Origin of the sequence: Lelliottia sp. (genome assembly GCF_045627565.1) — a bacterium.
Lineage (GTDB): Bacteria > Pseudomonadota > Gammaproteobacteria > Enterobacterales > Enterobacteriaceae > Enterobacter.
The window spans coordinates 103,366-116,045 of record NZ_JAZQNX010000040.1; the positions used below are offsets into that span (position 1 = coordinate 103,366).

General features: G+C 54.9%; 14 protein-coding genes and 1 tRNA gene. 12 read left to right on the forward strand and 3 right to left on the reverse strand.

What is annotated here, in order from left to right; all coding sequences use genetic code 11:
* Nucleotides 1-33: 33 nt before the first annotated feature.
* Nucleotides 34-402 (reverse strand): bifunctional dihydroneopterin aldolase/7,8-dihydroneopterin epimerase, encoded by a 369-nt coding sequence (gene folB / locus ACKI5T_RS19610; RefSeq protein WP_407439595.1) that lies wholly within the window; start codon nucleotides 400-402, stop codon nucleotides 34-36.
* Nucleotides 403-509: 107 nt separating this feature from the next.
* Here folB and plsY point away from each other — a divergent pair, with 107 nt between their 5' ends.
* The 8 genes from plsY to ureG all read left to right on the forward strand — a co-directional run bounded on the left by plsY (nucleotide 510) and on the right by ureG (nucleotide 6,195).
* Nucleotides 510-1,121, forward strand: coding sequence for a glycerol-3-phosphate 1-O-acyltransferase PlsY (gene plsY, locus ACKI5T_RS19615; protein ID WP_015960449.1), 612 nt, complete (start codon nucleotides 510-512; stop codon nucleotides 1,119-1,121).
* 135 nt (nucleotides 1,122-1,256) lie between these two features.
* Nucleotides 1,257-2,081, forward strand: coding sequence for an urease accessory protein UreD (locus ACKI5T_RS19620; RefSeq protein ID WP_407439597.1), 825 nt, complete (start codon nucleotides 1,257-1,259; stop codon nucleotides 2,079-2,081).
* 9 nt (nucleotides 2,082-2,090) lie between these two features.
* On the forward strand, nucleotides 2,091-2,393 hold the full coding sequence (locus ACKI5T_RS19625) for an urease subunit gamma (RefSeq protein WP_015960451.1): 303 nt from the start codon (nucleotides 2,091-2,093) through the stop codon (nucleotides 2,391-2,393).
* A gap of 8 nt (nucleotides 2,394-2,401) precedes the next feature.
* Nucleotides 2,402-2,722 carry an urease subunit beta gene (locus ACKI5T_RS19630; protein WP_407439599.1) on the forward strand — a complete coding sequence of 107 codons (321 nt, stop codon included), beginning with the start codon at nucleotides 2,402-2,404 and terminating at the stop codon, nucleotides 2,720-2,722.
* Nucleotides 2,715-4,418 carry an urease subunit alpha gene (ureC, locus tag ACKI5T_RS19635; protein WP_407439600.1) on the forward strand — a complete coding sequence of 568 codons (1,704 nt, stop codon included), beginning with the start codon at nucleotides 2,715-2,717 and terminating at the stop codon, nucleotides 4,416-4,418. Before ACKI5T_RS19630 ends, ureC begins: the two co-directional genes overlap by 8 nt.
* 9 nt (nucleotides 4,419-4,427) lie before the next feature.
* Nucleotides 4,428-4,886, forward strand: coding sequence for an urease accessory protein UreE (ureE, locus tag ACKI5T_RS19640; RefSeq protein WP_133631453.1), 459 nt, complete (start codon nucleotides 4,428-4,430; stop codon nucleotides 4,884-4,886).
* 7 nt (nucleotides 4,887-4,893) lie between these two features.
* The gene (locus ACKI5T_RS19645) at nucleotides 4,894-5,568 is read left to right on the forward strand and encodes an urease accessory protein UreF (protein ID WP_015960455.1); all 675 of its coding nucleotides are present in this window, start codon (nucleotides 4,894-4,896) and stop codon (nucleotides 5,566-5,568) included.
* A gap of 9 nt (nucleotides 5,569-5,577) precedes the next feature.
* Nucleotides 5,578-6,195 (forward strand): urease accessory protein UreG, encoded by a 618-nt coding sequence (gene ureG, locus ACKI5T_RS19650; RefSeq protein WP_204771740.1) that lies wholly within the window; start codon nucleotides 5,578-5,580, stop codon nucleotides 6,193-6,195.
* A 39-nt stretch (nucleotides 6,196-6,234) separates the two neighbouring features.
* Here ureG and tsaD read toward each other — a convergent pair whose 3' ends face one another.
* On the reverse strand, nucleotides 6,235-7,248 hold the full coding sequence (tsaD, locus tag ACKI5T_RS19655; RefSeq protein WP_407439603.1) for a tRNA (adenosine(37)-N6)-threonylcarbamoyltransferase complex transferase subunit TsaD: 1,014 nt from the start codon (nucleotides 7,246-7,248) through the stop codon (nucleotides 6,235-6,237).
* A gap of 351 nt (nucleotides 7,249-7,599) precedes the next feature.
* Here tsaD and rpsU point away from each other — a divergent pair, with 351 nt between their 5' ends.
* The 3 genes from rpsU (at nucleotide 7,600) to rpoD (ending at nucleotide 11,852) form a co-directional block, all read left to right on the forward strand.
* The gene (gene rpsU, locus ACKI5T_RS19660) at nucleotides 7,600-7,815 is read left to right on the forward strand and encodes a 30S ribosomal protein S21 (RefSeq protein WP_001144069.1); all 216 of its coding nucleotides are present in this window, start codon (nucleotides 7,600-7,602) and stop codon (nucleotides 7,813-7,815) included.
* Between the two features lie 182 nt (nucleotides 7,816-7,997).
* The gene (gene dnaG / locus ACKI5T_RS19665) at nucleotides 7,998-9,743 is read left to right on the forward strand and encodes a DNA primase (RefSeq protein WP_235134092.1); all 1,746 of its coding nucleotides are present in this window, start codon (nucleotides 7,998-8,000) and stop codon (nucleotides 9,741-9,743) included.
* A gap of 213 nt (nucleotides 9,744-9,956) precedes the next feature.
* A complete protein-coding gene (gene rpoD, locus ACKI5T_RS19670) occupies nucleotides 9,957-11,852 on the forward strand; it encodes an RNA polymerase sigma factor RpoD (protein ID WP_015960459.1) in 1,896 nt (631 codons plus the stop codon).
* Nucleotides 11,853-11,972: 120 nt separating this feature from the next.
* Here the strand turns inward: rpoD and mug are convergent, their stop codons facing one another.
* A complete protein-coding gene (mug, locus tag ACKI5T_RS19675; protein ID WP_407439606.1) occupies nucleotides 11,973-12,479 on the reverse strand; it encodes a G/U mismatch-specific DNA glycosylase in 507 nt (168 codons plus the stop codon).
* Nucleotides 12,480-12,604: 125 nt separating this feature from the next.
* On the opposite strand from mug, the gene ACKI5T_RS19680 reads away from it, so the two are divergent.
* Nucleotides 12,605-12,680, forward strand: a tRNA-Ile gene (locus tag ACKI5T_RS19680).

Genomic DNA, 12,680 nt, shown 5'->3' on the forward strand with positions numbered 1-12,680 from the left:
GGTATAACCGAAAATGGTTTAACAATGATGACGTTAATTGTTGCCTTTAAGATTTTGGCTACGCTCGATGATCACGCCGACGTTTGTCGCGCGTGCCACTGCGCCAGGCTTGCTGAGTTTGATGCGCACCCAGGGTGAATTGAACCGGCTTAACAGCAGATCCGCCACCTCTTCGGCCACGCGCTCTACCAGCGCGAAACGCTGCCCTTCGACATGATTCACGACCGTTTCGCTGATATCCGCATAGCTCAGGCAATCTTTTACATCGTCACTTTTGGCGGAGAGGCGGTTATCCCAGCCCATTTCGATATCGAACACCAGCTTCTGTTCGATGGTCTGTTCCCAGTCGTAAACACCAATTGTGGTGATTACCGAAAGTTGCTCTATAAATACAATATCCATCACGACCTGCCTGGTTTTTGGCTAAACCGGATACCACTCCCGGCGAATTATGCGTATTATCCACAGATGCAGAGAATACAGATACATTTTCAAAACGGAACAGCGTTATGAGTGCAATCGCGCCTGGAATGATCTTCCTCGCTTACCTTTGCGGCTCCATCTCCAGCGCCATTCTGGTCTGCCGCATCGCCGGATTACCTGACCCGCGCGTCAGTGGTTCCGGGAATCCGGGGGCGACCAATGTACTTCGAATTGGCGGCAAGAGAGCAGCCGTAGCGGTTTTGGTTTTTGATGTTCTGAAAGGGATGCTTCCCGTCTGGGGCGCATACATGCTGGGCGTCACGCCGTTCTGGCTGGGGCTTATTGCTATTGCCGCCTGCGTGGGCCATATCTGGCCTGTTTTCTTCCATTTTAAAGGTGGCAAAGGCGTTGCAACGGCCTTTGGTGCTATCGCGCCCATTGGCTGGGATTTAACCGGCGTGATGGCGGGAACCTGGCTTTTAAGCGTCCTACTGAGCGGTTATTCCTCGCTCGGCGCGATTGTCAGCGCGCTGATCGCTCCGTTCTACGTCTGGTGGTTTAAACCTCAGTTTACTTTCCCCGTTTCGATGCTCTCCTGCCTTATCCTGCTGCGCCATCACGACAATATCCAGCGTCTATGGCGTCGCCAGGAAACCAAAATCTGGACTAAGTTAAAAAAGAAAAAAGCGCCGAAATAAAAATTCTCTACGCCCGGTACGTATAACGATATCGGGCGTTTCCTTCCTCGTATCATCATCTTTTCCTATGACAAAAAACGCCAACGGCTGATCCATACTCGAACGATTCGGGAATGCGTTCACAGGGGCTAAATCTTGCAGGGCACACCAGCAAAAAAGCACACCCACGGCTGGCAGGCTTCGCTCGCGTTGCAGTTTTGTCACACCCCTGAAAAAACGGTTCTGCACTCGGCGCGACACGTCGGCCCCCTCACCGTTCAACGCCCGTTTTATCCCGAAGAAGAGACCTGCCACCTTTACCTTTTGCATCCTCCGGGCGGCATTGTGGGTGGCGATGAACTCAACATTTCCGTTCAGCTTGATCCAAACTGCCATACGCTTATCACCATGCCCGGTGCCAGCAAGTTCTACCGCAGCAGCGGTCCGCTGGCGCGGCTGAATCAGCACTTCCTTCTGGAAGAGAACGCCACGCTGGAATGGCTGCCGCAGGACACGATTTTTTTCCCCGGCGCCAACGCCGCGCTGCAATCCGTTTTTCACCTGCATCATTCCAGCCGGCTACTGGCCTGGGAGCTGTTCTGCCTGGGCCGTCCGGTGATCAACGAAACCTTTAGTCACGGCACCATTGAAAGCCGACTGGAGGTGTGGCTGGACGATGAACCGCTGTTAATTGAGCGCCAGCATCTTGCCGACGGCGATCTCACAACCGTCGCCAATCATCCGTGGATCGGCACGCTGCTCTGCTATCCGGCCAGTGACGCACTGCTGGAAGGCGTGCGGGAAAAACTCGTCACGCTGAATAATTTTGCGGGCGCGACGCTCACCGATGGCCTGCTGTCGATACGCTTTCTTTCGCACGACAACCTGATTTGCCAGCGGGCAATGCGCGAAATCTGGCAGTGTCTTCGCCCGCACGTCATCGCCAAAACGCCCCACCCGCCTCGAATCTGGCAGACCTGAGAGACCTTTATGGAACTGACCCCAAGAGAGAAAGACAAGCTGTTGCTGTTTACCGCCGCGCTGGTCGCGGAACGTCGCCTGGCTCGTGGCGTCACGCTTAACTACCCGGAATCTGTCGCGCTGATCAGCGCCTTCATTATGGAAGGTGCCCGTGACGGACAAACCGTGGCGGAACTCATGGAAGCCGGTCGTCATGTGCTGACGCGCGCGCAGGTGATGGAAGGCGTGCCGGAAATGATCCCGGATATTCAGGTGGAAGCCACGTTTCCGGACGGATCGAAGCTCGTCACCGTTCACAATCCGATCGTATAGGGGGAAGCATGATCCCAGGCGAATATCAGATTAAATCCGGACAGATCGCCATCAATGCGGGGCGTGAAACCAAAAGCACGATCGTCGAAAACCATGGCGATCGGCCGATCCAGGTGGGATCTCATTACCATTTTTACGAGGTGAATTCCGCGTTGAAGTTTGATCGCGAAGCCACCAAAGGCTATCGCCTTAATATTCCTGCTGGCACCGCCGTGCGTTTTGAGCCAGGGCAAAAGCGCGAAGTGACGCTGGTGTTGGTGGCTGGCGCACAGCGCATTTTCGGTTTTCGCGGCGATGTGATGGGCGATCTGGAGATAAAAAATGGCTGAGATTTCACGCCAGGCGTATGCCGATATGTTCGGTCCAACGACGGGCGACAAAGTGCGACTGGCCGATACAGACCTGTGGATTGAGGTCGAAAACGATCTCACAATCTATGGTGAAGAGGTGAAGTTCGGCGGCGGAAAAGTGATTCGCGACGGCATGGGCCAGGGGCAAATGACGGCGCAGGACTGCGTGGATCTGGTACTGACAAACGCGCTGATCGTCGATCACTGGGGGATCGTGAAGGCGGATATTGGCGTCAAAGACGGCAGGATCTTCGCCGTGGGTAAAGCCGGTAATCCGGATATTCAGCCCGGCGTGACGATCCCGATTGGTGCTGCAACCGAAGTGATCGCCGCCGAAGGCAAGATCGTCACCGCAGGCGGGATCGACACACACATCCACTGGATCTGCCCGCAGCAGGCGGAAGAAGCGCTGGTTTCCGGCGTGACCACCATGATTGGCGGCGGAACCGGCCCGGCGGCGGGCACGAATGCCACCACCTGCACGCCAGGGCCGTGGTATATCGCGCGTATGCTCCAGGCCGCGGATACATTACCCGTGAATATTGGTCTGCTCGGCAAAGGCAACGGCTCGAATCCTGACGCGCTGCGCGAACAAATCGCGGCGGGGGCAATTGGTCTAAAAATTCACGAAGACTGGGGTTCTACGCCTGCGACGATCAACTGCTCTTTGAGCGTCGCCGAGGAGATGGATATTCAGGTGGCGCTGCACAGCGACACGCTGAACGAGGCGGGTTTTGTCGAGGACACGCTGGCCGCGATTGACGGTCGCACTATTCACACGTTTCATACCGAAGGCGCGGGCGGCGGCCATGCGCCTGATATTATCACTGCCTGCGCGTACCCGAATATTCTCCCCTCGTCCACCAACCCCACGCTGCCGTACACAGTGAACACCATCGACGAGCATTTGGACATGCTGATGGTTTGCCATCATCTCGATCCCGATATCGCCGAGGACGTGGCATTCGCTGAATCGCGCATTCGTCGCGAAACCATCGCCGCAGAAGATGTCCTGCATGATATCGGCGCGTTTTCGCTGACGTCGTCGGATTCGCAAGCCATGGGGCGCGTCGGCGAAGTGATTATCCGCACCTGGCAGGTCGCGCATCGGATGAAGGTGCAGCGCGGCGCGCTGGCGGAAGAATCCGGCGATAACGACAACTTTCGCGTGAAGCGTTACGTCGCCAAATACACGATCAACCCGGCGCTGACTCACGGCATCGCCCATGAAGTCGGCTCCGTTGAGGCGGGAAAACTGGCGGATCTGGTGGTCTGGTCCCCCGCGTTCTTTGGCGTGAAACCCGCCACGATCGTGAAAGGCGGGATGATTGCCTGCGCGCCGATGGGCGATATCAACGCGTCCATTCCTACGCCGCAGCCCGTACATTATCGCCCGATGTTTGGCTCACTGGGCGCGGCGCGTCATGCCACGCGCCTGACGTTTATCTCACAAGCCGCGGAGGCCAACCACATCCCGCAACAGCTCAATCTGCAAAGCGCGATTGCGGTCGTGAAAGGCTGCCGGACGGTGAAAAAAGCCGACATGATCCACAACGGCCTGCAACCGAATATTACCGTCGACGCGCAAACCTACGAGGTGCGAATCGACGGCGAACTCATTACCAGCGAACCGGCAGACGTATTGCCGATGGCGCAACGTTATTTTCTGTTCTGAGGAGCGACGATGATCACCTTAACCCAACGCCTTGACCATGCGCACCCCGTGACCGCCAGCGTCACGCTGCCAATTGATATCCGGGTGAAAAGCCGCGCCAAAGTGGAATTGAACGATGGCCGCGAAGCGGGGCTGATGCTGCCGCGCGGCCTACTGTTACGCGGTGGCGATTTGCTCTCCACGGACGACGGCAGCGAGATTATCGAAGTGATCGCTGCGCCAGAATCGGTGTCCGTCGTGCGCTGCGCCGATCCTTATCTGCTCGCCCGCGCCTGTTATCACCTCGGCAACCGTCACGTACCGCTGCAAATCATGCCAGGCGAACTGCGCTATCACCACGATCACGTCCTTGACGACATGCTGCGTCAGTTTGATCTTGACGTGACTTTTGCGCATCTACCGTTTGAACCGGAAGCTGGGGCGTATACCAGCGACGCCCACAGCCATTCTCACGCGCATTCGCATTAGGAACACAATGGAACACAACCGCCAGCAGTTGCGCCTGATGCAACTTTCCAGCAGCAGTTTGCCGGTGGGCTCTTTCACCTGGTCGCAAGGGCTGGAATGGGCGGTTGAAGCGGGCTGGATAACGACCGACGCCGAATTTAAGCGCTGGCAGATCCAGCAGATGGAGCAGAGTTTTTTCTGCGTCGATTTGCCGCTATTCATCCGCCTGTATCGCGCCTGCGAGCAGAACGACGCGGTGAGCGCCAGACGCTGGACCGCGTATCTGCTGGCCTGTCGCGAAACGCGCGAGCTGCGTGAAGAAGAACGCAATCGCGGTGCCGCGTTTACCCGACTGATTAAAAGCTGGGAACCAGACTGCCCGCAAGAATGGCTGCCGCTGTTTTCGCAAAGTCAGCTGTGCGGTATGGCGTGGCTGGGCGTGCGCTGGGAAATAAGCGCTCACGAGCTGGCGCTGAGCCTGGGCTATAGCTGGATCGAAAGTGCAGTGATGGCGGGCGTCAAACTGGTGCCCTTCGGGCAACAGGCCGCCCAGCGATTGATTATCGAACTGAGCGACCATTTTGCCGCAGGGCTTGAACACGCGTGGCGACGCGGCGATGACGAACTGGGCGCGGCAACACCGCTTTCGGCCATTGCCTCGGCGCGTCACGAAACACAATATTCACGGTTATTCCGATCATGAGGTTTCACAATGGCTGATTACAAACATCCCCTGCGCGTTGGCGTGGGTGGCCCGGTGGGTTCGGGCAAAACCGCACTGCTGGAAGCGCTGTGCAAAGCAATGCGCGACCAATATCAGTTGGCGGTGGTGACCAACGATATTTACACCAAAGAGGATCAGCGCATCCTGACCGAAGCAGGCGCGCTGGAGCCGGATCGGATCGTCGGCGTGGAAACGGGTGGCTGCCCGCATACGGCCATTCGCGAAGATGCGTCGATGAACCTCGCGGCCGTCGAAGCGCTCAGCGAAAAATTCGGCAATCTGGATCTGATTTTTGTCGAGAGCGGCGGCGATAATTTAAGCGCGACGTTCAGCCCGGAGCTGGCAGATCTGACGATTTACGTCATCGACGTGGCGGAAGGCGAGAAGATCCCGCGTAAAGGCGGGCCGGGGATCACGAAATCCGATTTCCTGGTGATCAATAAAACCGATCTGGCCCCTTACGTCGGCGCATCGCTGGAGGTAATGGAGCGCGATACGAACCGTATGCGCGGCGAACGCCCGTGGACGTTTACCAATCTGAAAGTGGGGGACGGTCTAAGTAAGATTATTGGATTTTTAGAAGACAAAGGGATGTTGAAGGTGTAGTGAGTTGCCCGGTCAGCAGGGTGCCGCCGGGCAAAGCCGTTACGCTGCTGGCAGTTCCGCCAGCGGCCAGCGCGGACGCACGGACACGCTCAAATCAGCCGTCGCCCCGCCTTTCACGCGCACCATGCCCGCATAGGCGATCATTGCACCGTTATCGGTACAAAACTCCGGACGCGCGTAAAACACTTCTCCACGACGTTTTTGCATCATCTCTGCCAGCCGGGTCCGCAACGTGCGGTTAGCGCTCACGCCTCCCGCCATTACCAGACGCTTAAAGCCGGTCTGATCCAGCGCGCGTTTGCACTTGATCATTAACGTATCCACGACAGCATCTTCAAAAGCGCGAGCGATATCAGCGCGGGTCTGATCGTCGTTTTCGTTATTACGGATCGTGTTCGCGGCGAACGTTTTCAAGCCGGAGAAACTGAAATCCAGCCCTGGACGGTCGGTCATTGGCCGTGGGAAGACAAAGCGTTTTTCAACACCCTGTGCCGCCAATTTAGAGAGCATCGGGCCGCCAGGATAATCCAGGCCGAGCAGTTTGGCGGTTTTGTCGAATGCTTCACCGGCGGCATCATCAATGGACTCGCCCAGCAGTTCATACTCGCCAATACCCGTCACGCTGATAAGCTGGGTATGACCGCCAGACACCAGCAGCGCCACAAACGGGAATTCAGGTGGATTCTCTTCGAGCATCGGCGCCAGAAGATGCCCTTCCATGTGGTGAACGGGAATCGCAGGCACATCCCACGCAAACGCCAGCGAGCGTCCAATCGTCGCACCCACTAAAAGTGCGCCCACCAGGCCAGGGCCTGCGGTGTAGGCAACCGCATCGATATCTTTCGCGGTTAAACCCGACTCTTTTAATGCCGCCTGAATCAGCGGAACCGTTTTACGCACATGGTCACGAGAGGCCAGTTCAGGCACCACGCCACCGTAATCAGCGTGTAATTTCACCTGACTATACAGTTGGTTGGCTAATAGACCTTTTTCGTCGTCGTAAATGGCGATGCCGGTTTCATCGCAGGATGTTTCAATACCCAGTACACGCATGGCTAATTTTACCTCTTTTCAATACCGCGCAGTTTAGGTCGATTGCGAGGTGATGTATACCCTCAGGATTGCAGCGCCGACAGCGCGGATCCGCGGTAGTGCAGGAACAACGAGGTGAATGGGGTGAGAAAGGCAAGCCATCGAGCCTGTCGTTTGACAGGCAAAAGGGGTAAAACTTTGTTCGCCCCAAGAAGATCGGTCGTGTATACTCCCTTTCCTTATAAAAGTCCCTTTCAAAATCGCGCCGGTGCTTTACAAAGCAGCAGCAATTGCAGTAAAATTCCGCACCATTTTGAAATAAGCTGGCGTTGATGCCAGCGGCAAACCGAATTTATTAAAGGTGAGAGTTACATGCCGGTAATTAAAGTACGTGAAAACGAGCCGTTCGACGTAGCACTGCGTCGCTTCAAGCGTTCATGCGAGAAAGCAGGTGTTCTGGCGGAAGTTCGTCGTCGTGAGTTCTATGAAAAACCGACTACCGAACGTAAACGCGCTAAAGCTTCTGCTGTGAAACGTCACGCGAAGAAACTGGCTCGCGAAAACGCACGCCGTACTCGTCTGTACTAATCTGTTGGGGGCTTCCACCCTCAATTGTCAGACCGAGTTGTAGTCGTAAGGCCGTGCTTCCGAAAGGAATGCGCGGCTTATTTTCGTTTATGCATCAGCACTTACACGAAATTATTGACGCTGGTTCACCGCGCGCTGTTTGCGCAGAGACCGCCTGATAAAACGTGTAATTAACGGGGCCTATGGCTGGACGAATTCCACGCGTATTTATCAATGACCTGTTGGCCAGAACCGACATCGTCGATCTCATCGACGCGCGGGTAAAGCTAAAAAAACAGGGCAAGAACTACCACGCGTGCTGTCCGTTCCATAACGAAAAAACCCCCTCTTTCACCGTGAACGGTGAAAAACAGTTTTACCACTGCTTCGGCTGTGGCGCACACGGTAACGCTGTCGATTTTTTGATGAACTACGACAAACTTGAGTTCGTAGAAACCGTCGAAGAACTGGCCGCGATGCATAACCTTGAAGTGCCTTATGAAGCGGGCAGCGGTCCAACACAGATAGAGCGCCATCAACGGCAAACGCTGTATCAGTTGATGGAAGGCCTGAATTCTTTTTACCAACAGTCTTTGAAGCAATCTGCCGCTGAGCCTGCGCGTCAATATTTGAACCAGCGCGGATTAAGCGACGACGTTATTGCGCGTTTCGCTATTGGTTACGCCCCTCCCGGCTGGGACAACGTGTTAAAGCGTTTTGGCGGCAATAGCGAAGATCGTAAATCGTTGATCGATGCGGGCATGCTGGTCACTAATGACCAGGGACGAAGCTACGACCGCTTCCGCGAGCGGGTGATGTTCCCCATTCGCGATAAGCGAGGCCGGGTGATTGGTTTTGGTGGACGCGTGCTGGGCGATGCCCTGCCGAAGTACCTCAACTCCCCGGAAACCGATATTTTCCACAAAGGTCGCCAGCTTTATGGCCTTTATGAAGCCCAACAGGATAATGCTGAACCCCGGCGTTTACTGGTGGTCGAAGGCTATATGGACGTGGTTGCACTGGCACAGTTCGATATCAACTACGCGGTTGCGTCGTTGGGAACGTCCACCACTGCCGACCACATTCAGCTGCTGTTCAGGGCAACGAATAACGTTATCTGTTGTTACGACGGAGACCGTGCCGGACGCGAGGCCGCCTGGCGCGCGCTGGAGACAGCACTGCCTTACATGACCGATGGGCGTCAGTTACGCTTTATGTTCCTGCCCGACGGTGAAGATCCCGATACGCTGGTGCGTAAAGAAGGCAAAGAGGCGTTCGAAGCGCGGATGGAAGTGGCTCAGCCGCTCTCCACGTTTTTGTTTAACAGCCTGATGCCGCAGGTGGATTTGAGTACTCCGGATGGCCGTGCGCAGCTCAGTACGCTGGCGCTGCCGTTGATTACTCAGGTTCCAGGCGAAACGCTACGTATCTATTTGCGACAGGAACTTGGCAACAAGCTTGGCATTCTGGATGACAGCCAGCTTGAACGTTTAATGCCGAAACTGTCTGAAAACGGCGCGGTTCGCCCCGCTCCACAGCTAAAACGCACAACCATGCGTATACTGATAGGGTTACTGGTTCAAAACCCGGAGCTGGCACCGCAGGTGCCGTCGCTGGTCGGATTGAATCACGAGAAGTTGCCTGGACTAGGCTTGTTCTCAGAACTGGTTAACACGTGTTTGTCACAGCCAGGTCTAACGACGGGACAACTTTTAGAGCATTATCGCGGCACAAAAGAGTCCGCTACCCTTGAAAAACTGTCGATGTGGGACGATATAGCAGATAAGGATATTGCAGAAAAAACGTTCACCGACTCGCTGAACCATATGTTTGATTCGATGCTTGAGCTGCGCCAGGAAGAGTTAATCGCTCGCGAGCGCACACACGGTTTAAGCAGCGAAGAACGCCGGGAACTCTGGATGTTAAACCAGGAACTGGCCAGGAAATAAAAAGACAAAATCATTCACGTTGTATCAAGGCAGCAAGAGAAAGAATGCAGGGAGTGTACACAAGTACATGACAAGGATTCGAGAACGCAGCTAACGCAGAGACAACGTGAAGGATGAAGTATTTAACGGCTTAAGTGCCGAATATCGATCGGGAAGCCCCCGGCAGCCGCACTGAGAGGCAGCGGCACAAATATAAGTACGCCCTCGCTTTAAATGTTGGTAGCTGCACCGCCGACACCAATCAAACGAAATAAGTGTGGATACCGTCTTATGGAGCAAAACCCGCAGTCACAGCTGAAACTTCTTGTCCAACGCGGTAAGGAGCAAGGCTATCTGACCTATGCCGAGGTCAATGACCATCTGCCGGAAGATATCGTCGATTCAGATCAAATCGAAGACATCATCCAAATGATCAATGACATGGGTATTCAGGTGATGGAAGAAGCACCTGATGCCGATGATCTGTTGCTGGCTGAAAACTCCAACAACACCGATGAAGATGCTGAAGAAGCCGCTGCACAGGTTCTGTCCAGCGTTGAATCTGAAATCGGTCGTACCACTGACCCGGTGCGCATGTACATGCGCGAAATGGGTACCGTTGAACTGCTGACCCGCGAAGGCGAAATCGACATCGCGAAACGTATCGAAGACGGGATCAACCAGGTTCAGTGTTCTGTTGCCGAGTACCCGGAAGCGATCACCTATCTGCTGGAACAGTACGATCGCGTAGAAGCCGAAGAGGCGCGTCTTTCCGACATCATTACCGGTTTCGTCGACCCTAACGCTGAAGAAGAAGTCGCTCCGACTGCTACTCACGTTGGTTCTGAGCTCACGAAAGAAGAGCGTGAAGAGAACGAGGAAGAAGACGAAGAAGACGAAGAAGAAGAAGACGACAACAGCATCGATCCTGAGCTGGCTCGCGAGAAGTTTGGCGAACTGCGTACGCAGTACGAACTGGCCCGCGACACCATCAAAGCGAAAGGCCGTAGTCACGCCGCTGCGAAGGAAGAGATTCAGAAGCTGTCTGACGTGTTCAAGCAGTTCCGCCTGGTACCAAAGCAGTTTGATTACCTGGTCAACAGTATGCGCGTCATGATGGATCGCGTGCGTACTCAGGAACGCATCATCATGAAACTGTGCGTTGAACAGTGCAAAATGCCGAAGAAAAACTTCATCACACTGTTCACCGGCAACGAAACCAGCGAAACCTGGTTCAACGCTGCTATCGCCATGAACAAACCGTGGTCTGAAAAGCTGCACGACGTCTCTGATGACGTTCAGCGCGGCTTGCAGAAACTGCGTCAGATTGAAGAAGAGACCGGCCTGACCATCGAGCAGGTGAAAGACATCAACCGTCGTATGTCTATCGGCGAAGCGAAAGCCCGTCGTGCGAAGAAAGAGATGGTTGAGGCGAACTTGCGTCTGGTTATTTCTATCGCGAAGAAATACACCAACCGCGGTCTGCAGTTCCTGGATCTGATTCAGGAAGGCAACATCGGTCTGATGAAAGCGGTAGATAAGTTTGAATACCGTCGTGGTTATAAATTCTCCACTTACGCAACCTGGTGGATTCGTCAGGCGATCACCCGCTCTATCGCGGATCAGGCGCGCACCATCCGTATTCCGGTGCATATGATTGAGACGATTAACAAGCTCAACCGTATTTCTCGCCAGATGCTGCAAGAGATGGGCCGCGAGCCAACGCCGGAAGAACTGGCTGAACGCATGTTAATGCCGGAAGACAAGATCCGTAAGGTGCTAAAAATCGCGAAAGAGCCAATCTCCATGGAAACGCCAATCGGCGACGATGAAGATTCGCATCTGGGTGATTTCATCGAGGATACTACCCTCGAACTGCCGCTGGACTCTGCGACGACCGAGAGCCTGCGTGCTGCCACTCATGACGTTCTGGCTGGCCTGACCGCCCGTGAAGCGAAAGTCCTGCGTATGCGTTTCGGTATCGACATGAATACCGACCACACGCTGGAAGAAGTGGGTAAACAGTTCGACGTAACCCGCGAACGTATTCGTCAGATCGAAGCGAAGGCACTGCGCAAACTGCGCCACCCTAGCCGCTCTGAAGTGCTGCGTAGCTTCCTGGACGATTAATCGGTCCTGGAACTAAAAAGCTCCCTACGGGGAGCTTTTTTTATGCCGTTAAGAAGCCAAATTCCTGGCGGATTTCCCTTCATGTAAAAAAGTGAAGATGAGTGAACGGCCAGAACGTTATTATCTCCCCCGCACCACCAGCGCTTCGTCCAATTCCCGATAGGCTTCCACCAGTTTATCCAGCGTCGCTCTGTTGAGCCCACTCGGATTGGGCAGAACCCACACCTGGGTCATGCCGATAGTTATATTTTGCTTGCCCCACTGCGCCCCGCGCTGGCTAAACGCCTGCTCATACGCCTGCTTACCGAGGATCGCCAGCGCTGCAGGCTGATAGTCTTCAATCTTTTTGACCAACTCCCTGCCGCCACTGCGCAATTCATGCAAATTCACCTCATTCGCCTGCACCGTGGGCCGTTCGACCAGCATGGTAATGCCGCAGCGGGTATCCAGCAGATGCTGCTCCTCTTCTGGCTTGAGAAGTTTGTCGGTAAAGCCGGCCTGATGAATCACCTTCCAGAAGCGATTCCCTGGATGGGCAAAGTGAAAACCCGTGTGCGCCGATGACTTCCCCGGGTTGATCCCGCAGAACACCACCCGCAGCCCGGGCGCAAGAATATCGTTGATCATCCCATTCTCCGATCAATACATCAGGTAGTAAGTATAAAGGATTGATTATGCATTGTTTATAAAAACAGCAGGCAGGTGTGAATGGCTGGATTGCGCGGCGGAGTTACTTTATAATTCACCGCCACGGCCCCTTAGCTCAGTGGTTAGAGCAGGCGACTCATAATCGCTTGGTCGCTGGTTCAAGTCCAGCAGGGGCCACCA